Annotated in this window: 20 protein-coding genes; 13 read left to right on the top strand and 7 right to left on the bottom strand. The window is 66.6% G+C overall.

Annotation, left to right across the window (positions count from 1 at the left end):
• Positions 1–128: 128 nt before the first annotated feature.
• The 7 genes from AC1DDA_RS03015 to AC1DDA_RS02985 are packed head-to-tail and all read left to right on the top strand — an operon-like array spanning position 129 to position 6781.
• Positions 129–1178, top strand: a complete 1050-nt coding sequence (locus AC1DDA_RS03015; RefSeq protein WP_441512437.1) for an ABC transporter ATP-binding protein — start codon at positions 129–131, stop codon at positions 1176–1178.
• Complete coding sequence (locus tag AC1DDA_RS03010) at positions 1175–2029, top strand: ABC transporter permease (RefSeq protein WP_476794577.1); 855 nt, start codon at positions 1175–1177, stop codon at positions 2027–2029. The genes AC1DDA_RS03015 and AC1DDA_RS03010 overlap by 4 nt, the downstream gene beginning before the upstream one ends.
• Positions 2030–2039: 10 nt before the next feature.
• The gene (locus AC1DDA_RS03005; protein ID WP_441512439.1) at positions 2040–2834 is read left to right on the top strand and encodes an ABC transporter permease; all 795 of its coding nucleotides are present in this window, start codon (positions 2040–2042) and stop codon (positions 2832–2834) included.
• A 5-nt stretch (positions 2835–2839) separates the two neighbouring features.
• Positions 2840–3148: a (2Fe-2S)-binding protein gene (locus AC1DDA_RS03000; RefSeq protein ID WP_476794576.1), complete on the top strand. Its 309-nt coding sequence runs from the start codon at positions 2840–2842 to the stop codon at positions 3146–3148.
• The gene (locus AC1DDA_RS02995; RefSeq protein ID WP_476794575.1) at positions 3145–4533 is read left to right on the top strand and encodes an FAD/NAD(P)-dependent oxidoreductase; all 1389 of its coding nucleotides are present in this window, start codon (positions 3145–3147) and stop codon (positions 4531–4533) included. Before AC1DDA_RS03000 ends, AC1DDA_RS02995 begins: the two co-directional genes overlap by 4 nt.
• Entirely contained in the window at positions 4530–5732 is a 1203-nt protein-coding gene (locus AC1DDA_RS02990; protein WP_476794574.1) for an NAD(P)/FAD-dependent oxidoreductase, read from the top strand. Before AC1DDA_RS02995 ends, AC1DDA_RS02990 begins: the two co-directional genes overlap by 4 nt.
• Positions 5729–6781 carry an ABC transporter substrate-binding protein gene (locus AC1DDA_RS02985; RefSeq protein ID WP_441512443.1) on the top strand — a complete coding sequence of 351 codons (1053 nt, stop codon included), beginning with the start codon at positions 5729–5731 and terminating at the stop codon, positions 6779–6781. The genes AC1DDA_RS02990 and AC1DDA_RS02985 overlap by 4 nt, the downstream gene beginning before the upstream one ends.
• A gap of 257 nt (positions 6782–7038) precedes the next feature.
• On the opposite strand, the gene AC1DDA_RS02980 is transcribed toward AC1DDA_RS02985, so the two are convergent.
• Complete coding sequence (locus AC1DDA_RS02980; RefSeq protein ID WP_476794573.1) at positions 7039–8532, bottom strand: carboxypeptidase M32; 1494 nt, start codon at positions 8530–8532, stop codon at positions 7039–7041.
• Between the two features lie 82 nt (positions 8533–8614).
• Positions 8615–9706, bottom strand: coding sequence for an NADH:flavin oxidoreductase/NADH oxidase (locus AC1DDA_RS02975; protein WP_476794572.1), 1092 nt, complete (start codon positions 9704–9706; stop codon positions 8615–8617).
• A 197-nt stretch (positions 9707–9903) separates the two neighbouring features.
• Between AC1DDA_RS02975 and AC1DDA_RS02970 the strand changes: the two genes are divergently transcribed.
• From AC1DDA_RS02970 to AC1DDA_RS02960, 3 genes are read left to right on the top strand one after another with little or no spacing between them, the layout of a single operon-like run.
• Positions 9904–10380: a MarR family winged helix-turn-helix transcriptional regulator gene (locus AC1DDA_RS02970; RefSeq protein ID WP_441512446.1), complete on the top strand. Its 477-nt coding sequence runs from the start codon at positions 9904–9906 to the stop codon at positions 10378–10380.
• Positions 10381–10395: 15 nt separating this feature from the next.
• Complete coding sequence (locus AC1DDA_RS02965; protein WP_476794571.1) at positions 10396–11586, top strand: efflux RND transporter periplasmic adaptor subunit; 1191 nt, start codon at positions 10396–10398, stop codon at positions 11584–11586.
• A complete protein-coding gene (locus tag AC1DDA_RS02960) occupies positions 11583–14705 on the top strand; it encodes an efflux RND transporter permease subunit (RefSeq protein ID WP_476794570.1) in 3123 nt (1040 codons plus the stop codon). The genes AC1DDA_RS02965 and AC1DDA_RS02960 overlap by 4 nt, the downstream gene beginning before the upstream one ends.
• A 7-nt stretch (positions 14706–14712) precedes the next feature.
• Here AC1DDA_RS02960 and AC1DDA_RS02955 read toward each other — a convergent pair whose 3' ends face one another.
• The 3 genes from AC1DDA_RS02955 to AC1DDA_RS02945 form a co-directional block, all read right to left on the bottom strand.
• Positions 14713–16383 (bottom strand): SDR family oxidoreductase, encoded by a 1671-nt coding sequence (locus AC1DDA_RS02955; protein WP_476794569.1) that lies wholly within the window; start codon positions 16381–16383, stop codon positions 14713–14715.
• Positions 16383–16793, bottom strand: a complete 411-nt coding sequence (locus tag AC1DDA_RS02950) for a thiol-disulfide oxidoreductase DCC family protein (RefSeq protein WP_476794568.1) — start codon at positions 16791–16793, stop codon at positions 16383–16385. Before AC1DDA_RS02950 ends, AC1DDA_RS02955 begins: the two co-directional genes overlap by 1 nt.
• Before the next feature lie 77 nt (positions 16794–16870).
• The gene (locus AC1DDA_RS02945; RefSeq protein ID WP_441512449.1) at positions 16871–18109 is read right to left on the bottom strand and encodes an aspartate kinase; all 1239 of its coding nucleotides are present in this window, start codon (positions 18107–18109) and stop codon (positions 16871–16873) included.
• A gap of 143 nt (positions 18110–18252) precedes the next feature.
• Between AC1DDA_RS02945 and ubiG the strand changes: the two genes are divergently transcribed.
• Positions 18253–19014 (top strand): bifunctional 2-polyprenyl-6-hydroxyphenol methylase/3-demethylubiquinol 3-O-methyltransferase UbiG, encoded by a 762-nt coding sequence (gene ubiG / locus AC1DDA_RS02940; protein ID WP_476794567.1) that lies wholly within the window; start codon positions 18253–18255, stop codon positions 19012–19014.
• Between the two features lie 16 nt (positions 19015–19030).
• Here the strand turns inward: ubiG and AC1DDA_RS02935 are convergent, their stop codons facing one another.
• The gene (locus AC1DDA_RS02935) at positions 19031–19486 is read right to left on the bottom strand and encodes a MarR family winged helix-turn-helix transcriptional regulator (protein ID WP_476794566.1); all 456 of its coding nucleotides are present in this window, start codon (positions 19484–19486) and stop codon (positions 19031–19033) included.
• A 69-nt stretch (positions 19487–19555) separates the two neighbouring features.
• Here AC1DDA_RS02935 and AC1DDA_RS02930 point away from each other — a divergent pair, with 69 nt between their 5' ends.
• Entirely contained in the window at positions 19556–20497 is a 942-nt protein-coding gene (locus tag AC1DDA_RS02930) for a PLP-dependent cysteine synthase family protein (protein ID WP_476794565.1), read from the top strand.
• 3 nt (positions 20498–20500) lie between these two features.
• On the opposite strand, the gene AC1DDA_RS02925 is transcribed toward AC1DDA_RS02930, so the two are convergent.
• Positions 20501–20803, bottom strand: a complete 303-nt coding sequence (locus AC1DDA_RS02925; RefSeq protein WP_476794564.1) for a hypothetical protein — start codon at positions 20801–20803, stop codon at positions 20501–20503.
• Positions 20804–21014: 211 nt separating this feature from the next.
• Here AC1DDA_RS02925 and ccrA point away from each other — a divergent pair, with 211 nt between their 5' ends.
• On the top strand, positions 21015–22286 hold the full coding sequence (gene ccrA, locus AC1DDA_RS02920; protein WP_476794563.1) for a crotonyl-CoA carboxylase/reductase: 1272 nt from the start codon (positions 21015–21017) through the stop codon (positions 22284–22286).
• Positions 22287–22362 lie beyond the last annotated feature (76 nt).

Below are 22362 nucleotides of genomic sequence, written 5' to 3'. Positions count from 1 at the left end.
GAAATTTTGTCAACATAAATTCTCTAATGCGGAATTGAAGATTGACGAATTTGTGTCGTCTCCCTTTGCTTGCACCCATCGCAGTCCGGCTTTTCCGGCGAACGGAAAGCCTGCCGATCGAGGTGTTCATGGGCTTCCTGACGCTGCAATCGCTGAGCAAGGTCTTCGGCGACTTCACCGCCGTCAGGGATGTCGATCTCAGCGTCGCCAAGGGCGAGTTCGTCTCGCTGCTCGGCCCTTCCGGCTGTGGCAAGACGACGACGCTGCAGATGATCGCGGGGCTGGTCGAGCCGACCAAGGGCGCGATCACCCTCGATGGACGCGACATCACCCGCGAGAAGCCAAGCCGCCGCGGTCTCGGCATCGTCTTCCAGAGCTATGCGCTCTTTCCGCATATGACGGTGGCTGAGAACGTCGCCTTCGGCTTGGAGATGCGCAAGGTCGCCAAGGCCGAGCGCGACCGGCGCGTCAAGGAGATCCTCGGCCTCGTCCATCTCGCGCCTTTTGCCGAGCGTTATCCGCGTCAGCTCTCGGGCGGCCAGCGCCAGCGCGTCGCCATTGCCCGCGCGCTCGTCATCGAGCCGCCGGTGCTGCTGCTCGACGAGCCGCTCTCCAATCTCGACGCCAAGTTGCGCGAGGAGATGCAGTTCGAATTACGCCGCATCCAGCGCAGCGTCGGCACGACCACGATCATGGTCACGCACGACCAGGCCGAGGCGCTCTCGATCAGCGACCGCGTCGTGGTGATGGAGCAGGGGCGCATGACGCAGATCGACGCGCCCTATCGCCTCTACGAGCGCCCGGCGACGGCCTTCATCTCCTCCTTCGTCGGCAAGATGAACCGCATCGATGCGGTCTGGCGTGCGGGCAGGGCCGAGGCCGGCGGCGTCGCGCTGCCCAGCGAGGCGGCGAGCCTGCCCGATGGTTCTGCGGCTATCCTGACGCTGCGGCCCGAGAAGATCCTGCTGAAGCCGGCCGGCCAGGGTTTATTGGACGGGAGGGTCACCAGCCGCTTCTTCCTCGGCAGCTATTGGCTCCTCAATGTCGAGACGCCGGTCGGGCCGATCCTGGTCTCGGCGCCGAACCAGGGTGGCGAGCCGGCTGGCGAAGGCGAAAGCGTTGCGCTCCACTGGCAGCCGGACAGTGCCGTCGTCGCGACTGCGGGAGCGGCGGCATGACCGGGCAGCGCGGTCTGGCGCCATGGCTGCTCGTCTCGCCGGCGACGCTGCTGTTCCTCGGATTGGTGGTCCTGCCGCTCATCCTGACTGTGATCCTGTCCTTCCATGCCTATGATCACACCACGGGCATCCAGAACAGCTTCACCCTCAAGCATTACCTGACCGTCGCATCCGACGATTATTACCTCACGATCTTCTGGCGCACGCTTCGCCTGGCTGCGCTGACGACGCTGATCTGCGCCGTGATCGGCGCACCCGAGGCCTATGTGCTGGCGCGCATGGGCGATCCCTGGCGCTCGATCTTCCTGCTCGTCATCATCGGCCCGCTGCTCGTCTCGGTGGTGGTGCGCGCCTTCGGCTGGAGCATGCTGCTCGGTTCCGCCGGCTTGCTGAACCAGGCGCTGCAGGCTCTGGGCCTGAGCCCCGTCCGGCTGCTCTACACCGAGACCGCGATCGTGATCGCGCTCGTCCACGTCATGCTGCCCTTCATGGTCATCCCTGTCTGGACGTCTTTGCAGAAGCTCGACCCGATGGTCGAGGCCGCGGCCTGGAGCCTCGGCGCCTCGCGCTTCACGGCGCTGCGCCGGATCGTGCTGCCGCAAGTGTCGCTCGGTATGCTCTCCGGCAGCCTGATCGTTTTTGGTCTCTCGGCCAGCGCTTTCGCCATCCCCGGCCTGCTCGGCGGCCGGCGCCTCAAGATGGCGGCGACGCTGGTCTATGACGAGTACATGTCCGAGCTGAACTGGCCGCTGGGCGCCACGATTGCGATCATCGTGCTCGCCGCCAACCTCGTCATCATGCTGGGCTACAACCGTCTCGTCGAGACGCGCGCCCGCCGGGCTCTGGGCTGAGGGACGCTCCATGCATCGCAATGGTCCCGTCGCGCTTCTCTTCCACGGCCTCGTCGTCTCCTTTGTGCTGGCGCCGCTCGTTGTCGTCTGCCTCGTCGCCTTCACACCGGAGAACACGCTCTCGATCCCGACGACGAGCTTCTCGCTGCGCTGGTTCGAGGCGATCTTCAAACACCCCGATTTCGTGCCGTCCTTCCACAACAGCCTGTGGCTGGCGACGCTGGCCGCGACGCTCTCCGTCGCGCTCGCGGTGCCCGCCGCGCTCGCCATCGACCGCTACCATTTCCCCGGCCGCGATGCGTTGAACGGGCTCTTCCTCTCGCCGCTGATCATTCCGCATCTGGTGCTGGGCGTCGCCTTCCTGCGCCTCTTCGCCCTGATCGGCGCGACCGGTTCCTTCGCCTGGCTGGTCGTCACCCATGTCATCGTGGTCACGCCCTATGTGATGCGCCTGGTCATGGCGGGGCTGTCGGGCATGGACCGCAGCGCCGAGCAGGCGGCGATGACGCTCGGCGCCTCGCACTGGACGGTGTTCCGCCGCATCACCGCGCCGATGATCCTGCCCGGCATCACCGGTGGCTGGCTGCTCGCCTTCATCAACAGCTTCGACGAGCTGACCATGTCGATCTTCGTCACCTCGCCGCAGACGGTGACGCTGCCGGTGCGGATGTACATGTACGCGACGGAGTCGATCGACCCGATGATGGCGGCCGTTTCGGCCCTGATGATCGCGCTGACGGCAGGCGCCATGTTGATCCTCGACCGCGCCTTCGGCCTCGACAAGATCCTCGTCGGTCAGAAGTGATCGCCATGTCTTTGAACCAGAAGCAGCCGCTGCTCCATCGCATCACCCGCAAGGATCATGCAGCCATCGCCTTCACCCTCGATGGCGAGCCCTGCGAGGGCCGGGCCGGCGACACACTGCTGAGCGCGATCCTGAACCGTGCCGACAGCCTGCGTCGCGCCGAATTCACCGGCGAGCCGCGCGCCGGCTTCTGCCAGATGGGCGCCTGCCAGGATTGCTGGGTCACCACCGAGACGGGCGAGCGCCTGCGCGCCTGCACGACGCCGTTGCAGCCGGGAATGCGGATCGTGACCGGCGTCGGGAGGGCGGCATGAGCACGCGTCCGCAGCCCCTGATCGTCGGCGCTGGGCCAGCCGGCATTCGCGCCGCCGAGGCGCTGGTCGCCGCCGGCCTGCGCCCGCTGGTGGTGGACGAGGCGCCGGCCTGTGGCGGCCAGATCTATCGCCAGCGCCTTGTGCAGGATGGCCGCTCGACCAAGGACCTCTACGGCTCTGAGGCGGGCAAGGCCGAACGGCTTCACGCCGCCTTCGCCGCGCTCGACGGCAAAATCGACTACTGGCCGCAGGCACTGCTCTGGAACCTGCGCGACGGCACCGCCGACATCGCAGTTGCCGGCGTGACCCGCCGGGCCGCCTATGACGGACTGGTCCTCGCGACCGGCGCCACCGACCGTGTCCTCCCGATCCCCGGCTGGACGCTGCCCGGCGTCTTCACCCTCGGCGGCTCGCAGGTCGCACTCAAGGCGCAGGGCTGCGCGATTGGCCGTCGCGTCGTCTTCGCCGGCTCCGGCCCGCTGCTCTATCTCGTCGCCTGGCAGTATATGAAGGCCGGTGTGGAGGTCGCGGCGGTGCTCGACGCCGCCCCCAGCTCTGCCAAGCTCAACCTGCTCAAGGCCCTGCCGCTCGATCCCGGTATCGTGCCGCGCGGAATGCGCTTCGTCGCTGAGCTGCGTCTGCGAGGCGTCGCCATCCGCACCGGCATCGAGGGCTTGCGCATCGAGGGCGAGGGCAGGGTCTCCGGCGTCGCCTGGCGCGAGGGCGGCCGCGAGCGGCGCCTTGCCTGCGACGGCGTCGGCTACGGCCTTGCGCTCCGCTCCGAGACGCAGCTCGCCGATCTCGCTGGCTGCGCCTTCCGCTTCAATGAGCGCGATCGTGCCTGGCTGCCGACACGGGATGCCGCCGGCCGCGCCTCGGTCCCGGGCGTCTATCTCGCGGGTGATGGCGCCGGCATCGCCGGAGCCGATGCGGCGGAACGGGCCGGCGAGCGTGCTGCGCTGGCACTGCTGGAAGACAGCGGCCTGGCGTTCGATAAGACGCGTGCTTCTGCGCTCGAAGCCGAGCTTGCCCGCATCGGCCGGCTGCGCGACGTGCTCGAAGCTGCCTTTCCCTTCCCGGCCCATTGGGCGAGGGCGATCGACGACGCCACCACGCTCTGCCGCTGCGAGGAGATCACCGCCGGAACGGTGCGAGAGGCCGCGAGCCGACTGGACATCAGCGAGATCAATCGGCTGAAGGCGGTGAGCCGTGTCGGCATGGGCCGTTGCCAGGGGCGGATGTGCGCTGCGGCTTCCGCCGAGGTGCTGGCCGCCGCGACGGGTAAGCCCATCGCTGCCATCGGCAGGCTGAGGGCGCAGGCTCCGGTAAAGCCGATCCCGCTCGCCCTGCAGTTGGCGGCCGAGCTGCCGGAGGCGGCAGAATGAACCGGCATCTCGACATCGACGTCGCCATTGTCGGCGGCGGCCTGGTCGGCTCTTCGGCGGCGCTGGCCCTGCGCAATATGGGCTTCAGCGTCGCCCTGCTCGACAAGGGCTTCTGCGGCGCGCAGGCGAGCGGCGTGAATTATGGCGGCGTTCGCCGGCAGGGCCGCCCGCGCGAGCAGCTGCCGCTGTCGCAGCGCGCCCATGCCGTCTGGCCACGCCTCAAGGAACTGATCGGCATCGACGGCGAGTTCCTGCGTTCCGGCCATCTCAAGCTCGCATGCAGCGAGGGCGACATGGCGTCCCTTGAAGCCTATGCGGCCGAGGTTGCCGATCAGGGCCTCGGCCTCGAACTCATCGGCCATAACGGCCTGCGCGAGCGCTTTCCCTGGATCGACGGCAGCATCCTCGGTGCCTCGCTCTGCGCCGGCGACGGCCATGCCAATCCGCGCCTCGTCTCGGCCGCCTTCGCCAGTGCCGCCCGGCGCGCCGGCGCGCATGTGCTGGAGAACACACCGGTCACCTGCATCGCGCGCAACGGCGAGGGCTTCGCGCTGGAGGCCGGGGAGGGCGTCAGCCTGACGGCCAGCATCGTCATCAACAGCGCGGGCGCCTGGGCGGATCGCTTCGCTGCCGATTTCGGCGAGCCTGTGCCGCTCTCGCGCATCTACCCGTCGATGATCGTCACCGAGCCGCTGGCGCCGGTGATGACTGTCAATATCGGCATGGAGGGCGGGGGCATCTATGCCCGGCAGGTCGAGCGCGGCAATTGCGTCGTCGGCGGCGAACGCGCCCTGCCGCTCGACGATGCCGATTTCTCGCGTCCGCGCGGCGCTGGGGCGCTGGCGATCATGAACCGCACGGCCGAGATCTTCCCGGTGCTGCGCCATGCCCAGGCGATCCGCTTCTGGTCGGGGACCGAGGCGTCGATGCCGGACCGGAATCCCGTGATCGGCTTCAGCGGCACCACGCCCGGCCTGATCCACGCCTTCGGCTTCACCGGCGCGGGATTCCAGATCGCGCCCGGCGTCGGCGAGGTGCTGGCCGAGCTTGTCCGCGACGGCAGCACCTCGACGCCGATCGAAGCCTTTTCCATCGCCCGTTTCAGCCGGCCTTCCGGGCCGGCGGGTCAGGACCGCATCAGCCACGGCTCGGATGCGCGTTCGCAATCAGAGCCGCAAAGCAGGGGAGCCCACTCATGATCACTCGTCGCACCGCCTTGGCCGGTACCGTCGCCGCGCTCGCGCTGACCGCTGCCGGCAGCGCCTTCGCCCAGACCAAGACGCTCTATGTCGGCATGAACGGCGGCAATTTCGAGCGAACCTTCACCCAGGCCGTCTTCCCGGATTTCGAGAAGGCCAACAACGTCAAGATCGTGGTGGTGCCCGGCACCTCCTCGGACATCCTCGCCAAGGCGACCGCGGCCAAGGACAAGCCGCAGATGCACATCATGTTCCTCGATGACGGCGTCATGGTCCGCGCCATCGGCGCCGGCCTCTGCGAGAAGATGAAGGACAGCCCCGGGCTGGCTCAGCTCGACAAGGGCGCCCGCATGAAGGACGACATGGCGGTTGGCATCGACATGGGCATGACCGGCCTCGCCTATAACAAGAAGATGTTCGACGAGAAGGGCTGGGCGGCGCCGACCTCCTGGATGGACCTCGCCGATCCCAAGTTCAAGGACAAGGTCGTCTTCCAGTCGGCCTCGGCCTCGTCCTTCGGCCTGCACGCCTTCCTGATGTTCAACCGCATCCAGGGCGGCACCGAGGCCAATGTCGAGCCGGGCTTCGGCAAGTTCCGCGACACCATCGGCAAGAACGTGCTCGAGTTCATCCCCAACTCGGCCAAGATCTCCGAGATGGTCCAGACCGGCGAAGCCGCGATCTTCCCGCTGACGCCGACCGCCGTCGCCACCCTCAAGGAAAAGGGCATCCCGGTCGAATACGCCCAGCCGAAAGAAGGCTCGGTCGTGCTGATGGTCGCGCAGTGCGTCATCGCGAACAATTCGGAGCAGGAGCTGGCGCAGAAGCTCGCCGCCTACCTGCTCTCGCCCGAGGCGCAGTCGAAGGCGCTGGCGGCCGGCAATGTCGTGCCCTCGAACCCGCAGGCCAAGGCCGAAACGGCCGACGCCGAGAAGAAGCTCGAGGCCTTCCACACCAACATGAAGACCGCCGTGGTGCTGGACTGGGACGCGATCAACGCCAAGCGCCCGGAGTGGAACAGCCGCTGGAACAAGATGATCGAGCGCTGAGCCCCCACGCTCTCCTCATAGGAAGACGGCCGGTCCGTAAGGACCGGCCGTTCTGGTTTAAGGGATTCGCGTTTCGTCTCAGCCGACCCGTTCAACCCGCTGAGGAGAATCGAGAAACGGCCATCCTTCCAACGGGCGTCATTCTCGGGCGGAGCGAAGCGCAGACCCCGGGAATCTCTTGCCGGAGGAGGCCAGGGAGCCCGCATGTCACGAGATGCTCGGGGCAAGCCCGAGCATGACTGGAAACGTCGCGGCCGTCACACCTCCTCGACATAGCGACGGCGCAAATGCGCCTTGAAGACCGAGGCGTCGAGCGGCCGGCCTGTCGCTTCGGTGAGCAGATCGTCGGTCGAGAGCAACGAGCCCTTGCCGTGGATATTGGCGCGCAGCCAGCCGACGAGCGGGCTGAAATCCCCCTTGCCAATGCCGGGCAGGATAGCGGGCTCGGCCCGGCAGGCTGCGTCGAAGATCTGGGCTGCGGTCATCGCGCCGAGCGTATAGGTCGGGAAATAGCCCCAGCCGCCGGACGGCCAGTGAATGTCCTGCAGGCAGCCGACCCGGTCGTCCGGGACGGTGACGCCGAGCAGGGATTTCATCCCGGCGTTCCAGGCCTCGGGGAGTTCCGCGAGCGGCATTTCGTCGGCGATCAGCGCCTTCTCCAGCCTGTAGCGCAGGATGACATGGGCGGGATAGGTGACCTCGTCGGCATCGACGCGGATGAAGCCGGGATCGACGCGGGTATAGCGGCGCCACATCGCCTCGGTTTCCCATGCCGGGCCATGACCCCCAAAACTCTCCCGCATCAGCGGGGCGGCGAAGGCGAGGAACTGACGTGAGCGGCAGGCCTGCATTTCCATCAGCAACGACTGGCTCTCATGGACGCTCATGCCGCGCGCCGCGCCGACCGGCTGGTTCATGTAGCCCTGCGGCCGGCCCTGCTCGTAGAGCGCGTGGCCGGTCTCGTGCAGGACGCCCATCAGAGCCTTGGTGAAGTCGGCCTCGTCGTAGCGCGTGGTGATGCGGACATCGTTGTCGGCGCCGCCGCAGAACGGGTGTGTCGAGATATCGAGGCGCCCGCGCTCGAAATCATAGCCCAAAGCCGACATCAGCCTCAGGCCGAGCGCCCGCTGGGTCTCGGTGGGGAAGGGGCCTTCGAGGGCCGGCAGGGCGGGCCGGCGCGCCTGCACCGCCATCGCCTCCTGGGTGAAGCCGGGCAGGAAGGCGGCGAGATCGTCGAACAGCGCGTCGATCTTCGCAGAGCTGCCGCCGGGCTCGTAGTCGTTGAGCAGCGCGTCATAGGGCGAGACGCCGAGCTTCTCGCCCTTCGCCTTGCCGATCTGGCGCTGCAGGTTCAGTACCTCCCCGAGATAGGGCAGCAGGCCGGCGAAGTCGGAATCCGCCCGCGCCTGGCGCCAGCGCATCTCGCAGGCCGAGATCGCCTTGCTCGACGCCTCGACGAGATCGGCGGGCAGGGCGGTGTCGACCGTCCAGACGCGCCGGACCTCGCGCAGATTGGCTTTCTCCCAGACGCCGAGGCTGCCGTCGCTCTCGGCATCCGCGAGCCAGCCGCCGATGCGGGCGTCGGTCGCCAGTCCGTGGCGCATGACATGCAGCAGCGCCATGCTCTCGGCCCGCGTCTCGGCGGCGCCCTTGGGCATCATCGTGTCGTTGTCCCATTGCAGGATGCCGATGGCGTTGGAGAGCGCGGCGATGCGGCCGAAATGGGCGGTGAGGTCGAAATAGGCGGTCATGGGAGTCCTTGAACGGGGGATCGTTCTGTATGGAAATGCGCCGTCATTCCGGGGCAAGCCGGAATGACGAGGGGGATGCTGGTCAGGCGAACAGCTTGGAATACTGCCGGGGCTGCGAGCGCAGATACTGGTCGGGCGCCTTGACGCTGGCGCCCAGTTCCGCCGCCGCGTGCCAGGGCCAGCGCGGATCATAGAGGATGCCGCGCGCCAGCCCGACGAGATCGGCCTCACCCGTGCCGATGATGGCCTCGGCCTGCTCCGGCTCCGTGATCAGGCCGACGGCGATCGTGGGAAGCCCGGTCGCCTGCTTCACGGCCCGTGCGAGCGGGACCTGATAGCTCGGGCCGAGCGGGATCTTCTGGGCCGTGGACAGGCCGCCGCTGGAGACGTGGATGAAGTCGGCGCCCCGTGCCTTGGCTGCCATGGAAAAGGCGATGCTCTGTTCGACATCCCAGCCGCCCTCTACCCAGTCGGTCCCCGAAATGCGGAAGCCCAAAGGGAAGCCAGCCGGCACCACCGAGCGCACCGCGTCCAAGACCTCCAGCGGGAAGCGCATGCGGTTCTCCAGTGACCCGCCATACTCGTCCTCGCGCTTGTTCGAGAGCGGCGAGAGGAACTGATGCATCAGATAGCCATGGGCGCCGTGCAGTTCGATCGCCGCGAGTCCAAGCCGGACGCTCCGCCGCGCCGAATCTGCGAAAGCCTCGATGAGGCTGGCGATGTCGTCGCGGGTGAGGGCGCGCGGCGGGCGCGGATAGCTTTCGAAGCCGACCGCCGAAGGCCCATGCACATGCCAGCCACCCTCGTCGAGGCCGAGCTGGCCGCCGCCCTTCCAGGGCTGCGCCACCGAGGCCTTGCGGCCGGCATGGCCGAGCTGGATCGCGATCGGCATGTCCGACCAGGAGCGGGCGGCTTCCAGCGCCTTGCCCAGCGCTGCCTCGGTCTCGTCGGACCACAAGCCGACATCGAACGGGCTGATGCGCCCGTCCGGCTCCACGGCGGTGGCTTCGATGATGAGCAGCGCCGCGCCGGAAAGCGCGAGATGCCCGAGATGGATGGTGTGCCAGTCTGTCGCGCAGCCATCCTTCGCTGAATACTGGCACATGGGCGCGATGACGATGCGGTTGGCGAGCGTGAGGCTGCCGAGCTGATAAGGGCTGAAGAGCTGGCTCATGTCGGAAAGGCTTCTCAAAGAGGGAAGGTTGGAGTGCAGTCTAGAAGCGCTTTCCCCCGTGAGGCCAGAGCAAGCCTTGCAAATCGGATGCGCGCCACGCTGAGGCACTGCTCACGATTCCGCGTTCGACATTGTGCGACCGCGAAACCGCCGTAATCTGGCATACGATAAGCAGGCTTACGTTCCGGAGATTCTGTATGAAGCGACCACTGCGGCGGGAATTCATGTTCCAGCTTGTCGAAACCTCCCGCCTGCTGCGGACTTATGTCGATCAACGTGCGCGGCAGCACGGTACGACGCGGGCGCAATGGGGCGTGATGTCCCGCTTGCGGCGGCAGGAAGGCTTGAACCAGGCGGCGCTGGCCGAGCAGATGGATCTGCAGCCGATTTCGCTCGCAAGGTTGCTCGACCGGCTTCAGGGGCAGAGCCTGATCGAGCGCCGCGAGGACCCGGCCGACCGCCGCGCCTATCGCCTTTACCTGACGCCGGAGGGCCGGGCGCTGGTCGACGACCTCGATGAGGTGCGCACCGCGATTGCTCAGGAGGTTCTTGGCGGGGTGGAGGAAAGATCGATCCTTTCCGCGCTGGATACGCTGGCCACAATCCGTGAACAGACCCGCCCCCAGCGGGAAGACAAGATGCAGATGCCGGCTTCCGCCGGCCAGACCGCCTGAACGAGTGGGGCGAACATGAAGCGTTCAGGTTTTGTCACCGGGCTGATGCTCGTCGCGGCCGCGGCCGCGGGCGTCTGGTATTGGCGCTCGCACGGCTCGGAAAACGCGCAGGCGGCGCGCGGGCGTGCAGATGGCGCGCCCGTCGCGATCGCCTCCGCCGCGGCGGTTCAGGTCGATTTCCCGGTGCGCAAACGCGCCATCGGCTTCGTCGAGACGCCTGCGAGCGTGCTCGTGCGCTCGCGGATCGACAGCCAGATCATGCAGCAGCACGTCACCGACGGGCAGTTCGTCAAGACCGGCGATCTGCTCTTCACCCTCGATGATCGCGACATCAAGGCTCAGATCGCCAAGGACGAGGCGATGCTGGCGCGCGACGAGGCGACCCATACGCGCAACCTTGCCGATCTCGAGCGCTATAAGCAGCTTCTGGCGCGCAATGCCGGTACGCAGGTGCAGGTCGACCAGGCAATCGCCGACGAGCGCAGCTCCGCCGCCAGCATCCAGGGCGACCATGCAACGCTCGACGCGGACCGGTTGAAGCTGAGCTATACGCGAATCACGGCCCCCATCGACGGACGTATCGGCGCCGTCCAGGTCACGCCGGGCAATCTCGTCAACGCCAGCAACAACAATAGCGGCACGGGCCTGCTGACCATCACCCAGATGAAGCCGCTGCGCGTGACCTTCGCCATGCCGGAGCATGAGCTGCCGACCCTGCAGGCCGCGCTCGCGGCCGCCAAACCGATAGCGGTGACGGCCCGCGTGCCGAATACCGGCCGTCCGCCGGCGGAAGGCAAGCTCAACTTCGTCGATTCGACCGTCGACATGACATCGGGAACGATCACGGCCAAGGCAGCCTTCGCCAATGACGATCTCACGCTCTGGCCCGGCCAGTATGTCGATGTCGAGATCGTCCCGGAAACGCTGATGGGCATCACCGTAATTCCGACGGTGGCGGTTCAGACCGGGCAGAAGGGCCCCTATGCCTTCGTGGTGAAGCCTGACTCGACCGTCGATCTGCGTCAGATCAAGGTCGCGCTGAGCGACGGCGACAAGACGGCGGTCTCGGAGGGGATCGCTCCGGGGGAGCGGGTCGTCACTGACGGCCAGATGCGGCTGAAGCAGGGAACGCGGGTGCGCGAGCGCGCCGCGACGAGCGATAAGCCGCCTGCCAGCACGCCGGTGGCCGAGGGCGCGCGCTCATGAACATTTCCTCCTTCTGCATCAGGCATCCCGTCGCCACCATCCTGATGTCGGTCTCGCTGGTGCTGGCGGGCCTGTTCGCCTGGCGTTTCCTGCCGGTCGCGGCGCTGCCGCGCGCCGAATTTCCGGTCATCAACGTCTCCGCCCAGCTTCCCGGCGCCTCGCCGGACACCATGGCGACCTCGATCGCGACGCCGCTGGTCAAGCAGTTCGGCACCATCGCCGGCATCGACTCGATCTCGACCACGAACTCGCAGGGCGCGACCTCGATCGCCATCCAGTTCGTGCTGAACCGCGACATCGACGCTGCCGCCGCCGACGTGCAGGCCGCGATCACCCGCACCCTCCGGCAATTGCCGATCGAGATGACGACGCCGCCGAGCTATCGCAAGGTGAATCCGGCTGACGCGCCGATCATCCTGATGGCCCTGAAGAGCGATGTCGTGCCGCTGTCGCAGCTCGACGCCTTCGCCCAGCAGGTCATCTCGCCGGCGCTGTCCACCGTGGAAGGCGTTGCCCAGGTGCTGATCTGGGGCAGCCAGAAATACGCGGTCCGCATCCAGATTGACCCGACCGCGCTGGCGGCGCGCGGCATCGGCCTCGACGAATTGCAGCTTGCGATCACGGCCGCCAATGCCAACACGCCGGTCGGCACCCTCCAGAATACGGCCCAGCAGCTCACCATCCAGGCGCAGACCCAGCTCGCCAACGCCGCCCAGTTCTCCAACGTCATCATCGCGACGCGCTCCGGCAAGCCGGTCAGGCTTGGCGACGTCGCCAAGGTGATCGACTCCGTCGAGAACACCCAGACCCGCAGCACCTATGACGGCATGCCGGCGATCGTGCTGGCGGTGCAGCGCCAGCCCGACGCGAACACCGTCGAAGTCGTCGATCGCGTCAAGGCGATGATCCCGACCTTCCAGGAACAGCTGCCGGCCGCAGCCGGGCTCTCCCTGCTCAACGACCGCTCGACCTCGATCCGCCAGGCGGTGGAGGATGTGCAGTTCACCCTGCTGCTCACCATCGCGCTCGTGATTATGGTGATCTTCGTCTTCCTGCGCCGGATCGCCGCGACCTTCATCCCCGCCGTGGCGGTGCCGATCTCGATCATCGCGACGCTGGCCGCGATGTACATGCTCGATTTCTCGATCGACAATATCTCGCTGCTTGGGCTGACCCTCTCGGTCGGCCTGGTGGTCGACGACGCCATCGTCATGCTGGAGAACATCGTCCGGCACATGGAGGAGGATGGGCTTTCGGCCTATGAGGCATCCCTGAAGGGCGCCGGCGAGATCGGCTTCACCATTATCTCCATCTCGCTGTCGCTGGTCGCCGTCTTCATCCCCGTGCTGCTCATGGGCGGCGTCATCGGTCGCATCTTCAACGAGTTCGCGGTGGTGGTGACGGTCGCGATCCTCGCCTCCGCCTTCGTCTCGCTGACGCTGACCCCGATGCTGTGCTCGCGGTTGCTCTCGGGCTACTCCGAGCACCATGAAGAGAACATGCTGGGCCGCTGGCTGGAGAAGGGCTTCGATGCAGTGCTGGCCGGCTATGACCGTGGGCTGAAATTCTGCCTGCGCTTTCAGCCGCTGATGCTGCTGGCGTTCTTTCTCACGATGGCCGGCACCGTCTGGCTGCTGCAGACGACGCCGAAAGGCTTCTTTCCGCAGGAGGATATCGGCCAGCTCCAGGTTTCGACCGAAGCCCGTCAGGACATTTCGTTCGATGCGATGCTGAAGCTGCAGTCCGAGGTTGCGGACATCTTTCGCAAGTCGCCCTATGTCGCGCATGTCGCCTCGTCGGTCGGCGGCAATGGCGGTGGCGGCAGCGCGCTGAACGCCGGGCGTCTCTTCGTCGAGCTGAAACCGCTGGACGAGCGCCCCAAGCTGCAGGAGGTGCTCGCCTCGCTGCGGCGCGATCTCGGACAGGTGGCGGGCATCAACACCTATATGGTGCCGGTCCAGAACCTGAACATCGGCGCACGCGCCTCGAAGAGCCAGTACCAGCTCGTCGTTCAGGGGCTCGACCAGGCGCTGATGAATGATTGGGCTCTGCGGCTCGCGGATGCGATGAGCCGCGATCGCGCGATCTTCGCCGACGTTACGACCGATCTCCAGAACAACGCCTTGCAGGCGACGCTGACGATCGACCGCGACAAGGCCAACGCGCTGGGTATCGGTGCCGACATCCTGCGTTCGACCCTCTATTCGGGCTTCGGCGTCCGGCAGGTCTCGACGATCTACACCACCGGCGACAACTACAACGTCGTCGTCGAGTTCAATCCCAACGAGCACTGGACGCCCGAGCATCTGAACGCCATTCGGGTGCGCGCCAAGAACGGCACGTTGGTCCCGCTCGGTGCCGTCGCCCGGGTCGAGCGGACGGCCGGCCCGCTCACGGTCAACCAGCTCGGCCAGCTCCCCGCCGTGACGATTTCCTACAATCTGCCGGCCGGCGTGGCGCTCGGCGACAGCGTCAACCGCATCAACACGCTCAAGGAGCAGATTGGCTTGCCGAAGTCGCTCTCGACCACGCTCGCCGGCACTGCCAAGACCTTCCAGGATTCCTTGGCCAACCAGGGGCTGCTGATCGCGGGCGCGATCCTGACGATCTACATCGTGCTCGGCATCCTCTACGAGAGCTTCATCCACCCGCTGACGATCCTGACCGGCCTGCCTTCGGCCGCGATCGGCGCGCTCGGGGCGCTCAGGCTCTTCGACATGGACCTCTCGGTCATCGCCATCATCGGCCTCCTGATGCTGATCGGCATCGTCAAGAAGAACGCGATCATGATGATCGACGTAGCCCTGGTGCTGCTGCGCGAGGGCGCGTCGGCGCACGAGGCGATCCACCGGGCCTGTCTCATGCGGTTCCGGCCGATCCTGATGACGACGCTCGCGGCGCTGATGGGCACGCTGCCGATCGCGCTGGGCGCCGGCGCGAGCGCCGAGTTGCGCCAGCCGCTCGGCATCGCCGTTGTCGGCGGCCTGATGATCTCGCAGGTCTTGACGCTGTTCATCACGCCCGTCCTGTTCCTCTACATGAACAGGCTTTCGGACGGGCTGACCCGGCTGTTCTTCGGCAAGCGGGAGCCGGAACACGCAGCGCATCCGGCGGAGTGAGGATCGCTCAATGCTTCGGCATGAGCCAGCCGCTGTAATGCACAAGCAGGCCGGCGAAGGGCAGCGTCAGCTTCACGTCGAAGTGGAAGCGCTCCTGCGCGTCCGTCGCCTCGCACGCATCCGAGCGCGGCAGCAGGATACGAGGCAAGGGAATGCCGAGGAAGCGAGCCGAGACAATCGGCAGGCTGATGCGCCCGTACTGCGCCTTGGCCCCGAGCTGAAAGGCTATCGGGCCAAAGCGTTCATGCAGCCGGTTCTGCCCATCGAGATTAAGCTCGGAGGAGAATCGCAGGCCGCCGAAGTTCCGCGTCCAGATCTCGGCTCTGCCATTTTCAGTAGTGCGGCGGTCAACGCTTACCGTAACCGGGATGTCGTCCCCCGCCTTCGGCAAGCCTATGATCCAGCGCAGTAGTCGCGCAATCGGACTCGCTCCGTTCGCGACGCTGGCCCGGCCATGCCAGACCGGATGGCCTTCCGAGCCGTGAAACATCCGCAGGGGCTGGGGTAGCGCGCCGAACGCCGCTTTGCCTAGCGCTGTTTCGACAATTGCGGCGTTGTGTGCTGCACTCTCGATCTGCGTCGACAGCGCATAAGGTATCATCTCGGCCTCGATCTGTGACAGCGACAGCGAGCTTCCTGCCGAGCGGGCGCCTGGTTTCAGCAAGCCATCTCGGATAGCACGTGCTGCGGCGGCGGCTGCGAGCGTTGGAACTTGCGGTCCATCGCCCTTTTCCGCGAGCAGTGACCACTGTGCGTGCCTCAACTTGCCGGCGGCGTCGAGCCCGGTAGCGGATACCAGCATGCCGCCGCGATCCGAAGTCGTGACTCGCGTCAGCCTGCGCACAGCGAGCAGGGCTGGCAACAACGCGTCGAGGCGACCGACCAGCCCGGCCCGGCGCAGTCGCGCCAGCAGCATTAGTCCCCACTGCTCAATTCCGGATTCCAGCCCTGCATGGAAGGCAACGCGCGACGCGACTTCCAGTGTCGGTCCGAGCGCCTGAGCGTCGACCGTTTCCACCGCCGCAACCCGCTGTCTCCGCAGACGCGGCATCGCCACAATGCGACTGTCGAGCCAGCCGGTCGTCTGCTGCAACTCGCCCTCGCGCCAAACTGGAATGGGGAGGCCAGTATAGGTCAGGATCGCGGAGATCACCGCTTCGCCGACCTCGCTGCGCCCGCCGGGTGTGATTGCGATGTCGATGGTGTCAACGCGCCGCCAATCTCGGATCAGCTCGCTCACGACCGCGGCGGACAGGGCAGGGGTCGAGCTCGCTCCGGCCAAGGCCACGAGACCGCGAGACCGCGCCAGTTCGTCGAGAGCTTCGCCGTAGCCGAGAATGCAGTCGCGCGCGTCGGCGAGGTCGATCGCATGGGCGCCGCCCTCCAGCGCCGCTCGTGGCACGCCGTAGCCCGCGCCCTGGAACGGTCCGGAAGCATCGATGACAAGCCAGGGCGCGATTCCCTTCAGCCGGGTCGCGAGCTCATGGCGGTGATCCAGCCCGATGCCGGAGACGCGCGTGCTTGCTGCGCGCTCGATCTTGTCCGCCAACGTCCGCGCCTTCTCGGCTTCTCGGGAGGTCAGGATCAGCTCGATCCCCTCGAAGGTGGCGAGATGGCGAGCCAGACGGCTCCCGAAAACCCCGGTCGCGCCGATCAGCAACACGCGCTCCTTGCGCATCATGCCTCCGGTAGGACGAAGCGGTGCCGCTGGGCCGGGTCGGGAAGCCCGCAAGCGTCCTTCCGGCCGAAGAGACGATAGCGGTTGCGCGCGAGACGGTCGTAGAGCCAGTCTCGCGCGGGCCTTGGCAGGAGCCACCCGGCCTTGAGCAAGCGTGCCGGGCCGTTCAGGTGCTCGACGAGCGCGAGCACGCCGTCGGATTTCGGCCATGCGCGGCCGCGTTCGATAAAGAGGAAGGTCACGGGATCGTCGGGATCGATGCCGTGCCGCTTGGCAAGCGCGCGCCCTTCGGGAGACTGGATCGCGATGAAGCGTATCGCCGGGCTGCGCTCGTGCTTCAGCGTGTACTGCACGCTGCCGACGCAGAGTATGCAGACGCCATCATAGAGCCAGATCGGCGCCTCACCCATATCGTTCCCCATCGACCCGCCCACGCGATGATCGGCATCACGCGGGAAATTTCAATGCGGCCGATGGCGGCAGCGGCTCAGGCGGCGTCGAGGCCGTAGAGCGAGTGCAGGGTGCGGACCGCGAGCTCGGTATAGGCCGCGTCGATCAACACCGAGAACTTGATCTCGGAGGTGGTGATGGCGCGGATGTTGATGCCCTTCTCGGCCAGCGCCCGGAAGGCGCGGGCCGCGACACCGGCATGGCTGCGCATGCCGACGCCGATCGCGGAGATCTTCACGACGTCGATCGCGCCCTGGATCTCCTGGTAGGAGATCACATCGTGCTTGCTCTCGAGCAGCGTCTTGGCGCGCTCGTAATCGGCAGTCGGCACGGTGAAGGTGATGTCGGTCGTCGCCTGATCGTCGGAGACGACCTGGATGATCATGTCGACATTGATGTTGGCATCGGCGAGCGGGCCGAAGATCGCCGCGGCGACGCCGGGCTTGTCGGCCACGCGCCGGAGGGTGATCTGGGCTTCGTCCCGGGAGAAGGCGATGCCGGTGACGATCTGCTGTTCCACGATGTCGTCCTCGTCGCAGATGAGGGTGCCAGGATTGGGGTTTTCGGGGTCGTCGAAGGAGGAGCGCACATAGGTCGGCACGCGCTGCGTCATGGCGATCTCGACCGAGCGCACCTGCAGAACCTTGGAGCCGAGCGAGGCCATTTCGAGCATTTCCTCGAAGGAGACCTTGTCCATGCGCTTGGCCTTCGGGACGATGCGCGGGTCGGTCGTGTAGACGCCGTCGACATCGGTGTAGATATCGCAGCGATCCGCCTTGAGGCCGGCCGCGAGCGCGACCGCGCTGGTGTCCGAGCCGCCGCGGCCGAGCGTGACGATGCGGTGCGTGCGCGGGTTGACGCCCTGGAAGCCGGAGCAGACGGCGATCTCGCGATTGCGGTCGAAGCCGGCGAGGATGCCGGCGCCGTCGACGCCTTCGATGCGGGCCGAGCCATGCGCGTCCGAGCCATAGAGCGGGATCTGCCAGCCCTGCCAGGAGCGGGCCGGCAGCCCCATCTCCTGCAGCACGATCGCCATCAGGCCGGAGGTGACCTGCTCGCCGGAGGCGACGACGGTGTCGTACTCGGCCGGGTCATAGAGCGGCGCGGCTTCCTTGCACCAGGCGACGAGCTCGTTGGTCTTGCCCGACATCGCAGAGACGACGATCGCGACCTCGTTGCCGGCGTCGAACTCACGTTTGACGTGCCGCGCCGCGTTCTTGATACGCTCGACAGTGGCGACTGAGGTGCCGCCGAATTTCATCACCAGACGGGCCATGACGGTATTCGGGCTCTCGATAGCTGTCCCCGGCCGAAGAAGCCGGGTCGAAACGTCGCCCTCGCACTGGCGGCGGGGCGGGTGTAGATGACGGGCGTCAGGCGCGGTGTCAATGTGGCATCGCATAAACGAAGGACGGGTTCATGGCGGCTGCGGCTGAGCGAAAGGGATCGACGATCGATCCGGCCGAAGTCGCGCGCTTCGATGCGATCGCGCGCGACTGGTGGGACCCGAAAGGGCCCATGGCTGTCCTGCACAAGTTCAATCCCGTGCGCCTCGCCTATGTCCGCGACGAAGCCTGCGCGCATTTCGGCCGTGATCCGAAGCGGATGCGGGCGCTTGAAGGCCTGACTCTGGTCGATATCGGCTGCGGCGGCGGCGTGCTGTCGGAGCCGCTGGCTCGGCTCGGCGCGGAGGTGACCGGGCTCGACCCGGCGCCGACCAATGTCAGCGTCGCGCGCGCCCATGCCGAGAAGAGCGGCCTGACCATCGACTATCGCGAGGAGACGATCGAGGCGGTCGTCGCCTCCGGCAAGCGCTTCGACATCGTGCTGGCGATGGAAGTCGTCGAGCATGTCGCCGATGTCGAGGCTTTCATCGCCGCCTGCTGCGCGGCTGTGAAGCCCGATGGTCTGCTGATCATGGCGACGATCAACCGCACGCTGAAATCCTATGCGCTGGCCATCGTCGGCGCCGAATATGTGCTGCGCTGGCTGCCGAAGGGCACGCATGATTGGGAGAAGTTCGTCACGCCGGCCGAACTTGGCGGTGCCATCGAAGGCAACGGCTTCGCGCTGGGCACGCAGACTGGCGTGGTCTTCAATCCGCTGACCGGCCGCTGGAGCGCCGCCCGCGACATGGACGTGAACTACATGCTCGCCGCCAGCCGCAGCGGTCAGGCCTGACGTTTAGCTCTGACGTTTAGTCTTCCGGCGCTGCCATCGCGGCGCTGGCCGCTGCAAGCCGCTGGAGGAGATCGGGAGGCAGCGTCTCCGTCACGCGAGCCTGTGCGCCTCGCCAGGCCGGAAGAGCTGCCTGTAGTCGCCTGACTCCCTCTTCCGTCAACCAGACCGCACGGCGGCGCAGATCCTGCTCGACAGTCGCGATCTCGATCAGCCCGTCGCGCTCCAAAGCGCGGAGGTTTCGCGAGAGTGTCGAGGGATCGAGCCCGGCTTGCTCCGCCAACGCCGCCATCCGGTCGTCTTCGTTCGTCGCTATCACCGCCATCAGGCCGAGCTGGGCGACGCTCAGCCCGCTATCCTTCAGCGCCTCGTCATAGATCCGCGTCACGCGCCGCGCGGCCTGCCGGACGGTCAGCCCGGCGCAGCTCGCCGCCAACTGGCGCACCTCTTCCCGTAATCCGTGCAGTCTTCGCATGCCAGCAATTTACATGCAGATACAATAATTGCATATACATCTAATTGCCTGCCGATCGCGAGGTTTCCGATGCCTGCCATGCCTGCCGATATTCTCAGCCGCATCGGCGGCACCACCTTGCTGCCGCTACGCCGCATCGTTTCCGAGAACGGCGCCCGCATTCTGCTGAAGCTTGAATGCGAGAATCCGACCGGCTCGATGAAGGATCGCATGGCACTCGCCATGATCGAGGCCGCCGAAGCAGATGGGCGGCTCCAACCCGGTGGCAGCGTCGTCGAATATACCGGCGGCAGCACGGGCGTTTCGCTCGCCCAGGTCTGCGCGGTGAAAGGCTATCGGCTGCACATCGTGACCTCCGATGCCTTCGCCCGCGAGAAGCTCACCCATATGCGTCTGCTCGGCGCGGAACTGACGATCATCCCGAGCGAATGCGGCGGGATGACCGAGAAGCTGACGCGGGACATGATCGAGGCCGCGCGCGTCATTGCGGCCGAGACCGGGGCCTTCTGGACCGACCAGATGCGCAACACCGACCAACTCGCCGCTTATGACAGGTTGGCTGGCGAGATCTGGGAACAGACCGGCGGCCGGATCGACGGCTTCGTCCAGAGCGTCGGCACCGCCGCCTCGCTGCGTGGGACCGGGGAGGCGCTTCGCCGCTTGGCGCCGCCGCTCGCGCTGGTCGCGGTCGAGCCGGCTGAATCGGCCGTGCTCTCGGGTGGCCCGACCGGCGCGCACAAGATCGATGGCGTCGGCGCTGGCTATGTCGTGCCGCTCTGGCGGCCCGATCTCGTCGATGCGATCGAGCCGGTTTCGACCGCAGAGGCGAGGGCGATGGCGCTGCGGCTGGCACGGGAGGACGGGCTGTTCTGCGGGACGTCCACCGGCGGCAACGTCGTCGCGGCGCTGCGCCTTGCGGAACGGCTCGGGGCCGGCGCGACCATCGTCTCCGTCCTGTGCGACACCGGCATGAAGTATCTGAACAGCTTCGCCGCGGCGCTGCCGGACTGACGTCTAGGGCCTGAACACGGCGGCGACCACGAGCAGGAACAGGCCCGATGCGAGCGCGATCGCTGCCCGCAAGGCGTCGGGGTCCAGGCGCGTCGGAACGCCGAAGCGATGCCACAGCCACGCCCCGGCAAAGCCGCCGAGCAGGATGAGCCCGGCGTTGAAGAGCGTCCCGAAGCCGGCATTCCCGAGCAGCAGGTCGGAAATCCAGCCGAACAGGAGTACGGTCAGAACGATCATCGTGACGATGAGGATGACGGAAAGCATCGGCAGATCAGGCAGGCCGACCATCATCAGCAGACTGCGCATGGGTTCTTCTCCTGGCCGCGCCGGCACCGAAGATCGCCTGGAAGCGTGAAGAAAACGCAAGCGCTCCGGCTGGCTGAGACAGGGAATTTTGCGCCGCGGTGTAATTCCTTAGATCAATGGCGCAGCGCAGCATATGGTGCATGATCGGCACCCACATCCGCAGGACGCGCCCAGGCTCGGTCAAGGACGGATGAGAGCAGGGAGGACGACCATGTCGCAGTCGCAGGCCGCCGTTAAACCGCTCAAGGATCTCTACGAACTCGACGAACTGCCGCCGCTGGGCCATGTCCCGGAAAAGATGTACGCCTGGGCCATCCGGCGCGAGCGCCACGGGCCGCCGCAGGAGAGCTTCCAGGTCGAGGTCGTGCCGACCTGGACGATCGGCGAGGAGGAGGTGCTGCTCCTCGTGATGGCGGGCGGCGTCAACTACAACGGCATCTGGGCCGGGCTCGGGCAGCCGATCTCACCCTTCGACGTCCACAAGGCTCCCTTCCACGTCGCTGGCTCGGATTGTGCCGGCATCGTCTGGGCCGTCGGTTCCAAGGTGAAGCGCTGGAAGGTCGGCGACGAGGTCATCGTTCACTGCAACCAGGACGATGGCGACGACGAGGAGTGCAATGGCGGCGACCCGATGTTCTCGCCCTCCCAACGCATCTGGGGCTATGAGACGCCGGACGGCTCCTTCGCCCAGTTCTGCCGGGTGCAGTCGCGCCAGCTCATGCAGAAGCCGCGGCACCTCGCCTGGGAGGAGGCTGCCTGCTACACGCTGACGCTGGCGACAGCCTATCGCATGCTCTTCGGCCATGCCCCGCACGCCATCAAGCCGGGCGATAACGTCTTGGTCTGGGGCGCCTCGGGCGGCCTCGGCGTCTTCGGCGTCCAGCTCTGCGCGGCCTCCGGCGCCAACGCCATCGGCGTGATCTCGGACGAGACCAAGCGCGACTACGTGCTCGGCCTCGGCGCCAAGGGCGTGATCAACCGCAAGGACTTCAACTGCTGGGGCCAGATGCCCAAGGTCAATTCGCCCGAATACGCCGAATGGACCAAGGAAGCCCGCAAGTTCGGCAAGGCGATCTGGGACATTACCGGCAAGAAGGATGTCGACATCGTCTTCGAGCATCCGGGCGAGGCGACCTTCCCGGTCTCCTGCCTCGTCGCCAAGCGCGGCGGCATGGTGGTGTTCTGCGCCGGCACCTCCGGCTTCAACATCACCTTCGATGCCCGCTATGTCTGGATGCGGCAGAAGCGCGTCCAGGGCTCGCATTTCGCCCATCTCAAGCAGGCCAGCGCCGCCAACCAGTTCGTGATCGACCGGCGCATCGACCCCTGCATGTCCGAGGTCTTCCCCTGGGACAAGATTCCGTTCGCCCACCACAAGATGTGGAAGAACGAGCATGCACCCGGCAACATGTCCGTGCTGGTCTATGCTCCGCGCACGGGGCTGCGCACCTATGAGGACGTCGCCGAGGCGCTGGGAGGCTAGGCGCGCATATCCGGTTGCAAAGCGAAATCGGTTTGGCTACAGACTGCTTGCGAAAAACAAGCGGTCGGAGGAAGCC

Source organism: Allobosea sp. 10N428 (assembly GCF_056394545.1).
This window is presented reverse-complemented; position numbering and strand designations above follow the sequence as displayed.

Excerpts from the sequence above, each read along its gene's own strand:
- AC1DDA_RS03015 (WP_441512437.1), top strand. The coding sequence starts at position 129 with ATGGGCTTCCTGACGCTGCAATCGCTGAGCAAGGTCTTCGGCGACTTC.
- AC1DDA_RS03010 (WP_476794577.1), top strand. The coding sequence starts at position 1,175 with ATGACCGGGCAGCGCGGTCTGGCGCCATGGCTGCTCGTCTCGCCGGCG.
- AC1DDA_RS03005 (WP_441512439.1), top strand. The coding sequence starts at position 2,040 with ATGCATCGCAATGGTCCCGTCGCGCTTCTCTTCCACGGCCTCGTCGTC.
- AC1DDA_RS03000 (WP_476794576.1), top strand. The coding sequence starts at position 2,840 with ATGTCTTTGAACCAGAAGCAGCCGCTGCTCCATCGCATCACCCGCAAG.
- AC1DDA_RS02995 (WP_476794575.1), top strand. The coding sequence starts at position 3,145 with ATGAGCACGCGTCCGCAGCCCCTGATCGTCGGCGCTGGGCCAGCCGGC.
- AC1DDA_RS02990 (WP_476794574.1), top strand. The coding sequence starts at position 4,530 with ATGAACCGGCATCTCGACATCGACGTCGCCATTGTCGGCGGCGGCCTG.
- AC1DDA_RS02985 (WP_441512443.1), top strand. The coding sequence starts at position 5,729 with ATGATCACTCGTCGCACCGCCTTGGCCGGTACCGTCGCCGCGCTCGCG.
- AC1DDA_RS02980 (WP_476794573.1), bottom strand. The coding sequence starts at position 8,532 with ATGACCGCCTATTTCGACCTCACCGCCCATTTCGGCCGCATCGCCGCG.
- AC1DDA_RS02975 (WP_476794572.1), bottom strand. The coding sequence starts at position 9,706 with ATGAGCCAGCTCTTCAGCCCTTATCAGCTCGGCAGCCTCACGCTCGCC.
- AC1DDA_RS02970 (WP_441512446.1), top strand. The coding sequence starts at position 9,904 with ATGAAGCGACCACTGCGGCGGGAATTCATGTTCCAGCTTGTCGAAACC.
- AC1DDA_RS02965 (WP_476794571.1), top strand. The coding sequence starts at position 10,396 with ATGAAGCGTTCAGGTTTTGTCACCGGGCTGATGCTCGTCGCGGCCGCG.
- AC1DDA_RS02960 (WP_476794570.1), top strand. The coding sequence starts at position 11,583 with ATGAACATTTCCTCCTTCTGCATCAGGCATCCCGTCGCCACCATCCTG.
- AC1DDA_RS02955 (WP_476794569.1), bottom strand. The coding sequence starts at position 16,383 with ATGCGCAAGGAGCGCGTGTTGCTGATCGGCGCGACCGGGGTTTTCGGG.
- AC1DDA_RS02950 (WP_476794568.1), bottom strand. The coding sequence starts at position 16,793 with ATGGGTGAGGCGCCGATCTGGCTCTATGATGGCGTCTGCATACTCTGC.
- AC1DDA_RS02945 (WP_441512449.1), bottom strand. The coding sequence starts at position 18,109 with ATGGCCCGTCTGGTGATGAAATTCGGCGGCACCTCAGTCGCCACTGTC.
- ubiG (WP_476794567.1), top strand. The coding sequence starts at position 18,253 with ATGGCGGCTGCGGCTGAGCGAAAGGGATCGACGATCGATCCGGCCGAA.
- AC1DDA_RS02935 (WP_476794566.1), bottom strand. The coding sequence starts at position 19,486 with ATGCGAAGACTGCACGGATTACGGGAAGAGGTGCGCCAGTTGGCGGCG.
- AC1DDA_RS02930 (WP_476794565.1), top strand. The coding sequence starts at position 19,556 with ATGCCTGCCATGCCTGCCGATATTCTCAGCCGCATCGGCGGCACCACC.
- AC1DDA_RS02925 (WP_476794564.1), bottom strand. The coding sequence starts at position 20,803 with ATGCGCAGTCTGCTGATGATGGTCGGCCTGCCTGATCTGCCGATGCTT.
- ccrA (WP_476794563.1), top strand. The coding sequence starts at position 21,015 with ATGTCGCAGTCGCAGGCCGCCGTTAAACCGCTCAAGGATCTCTACGAA.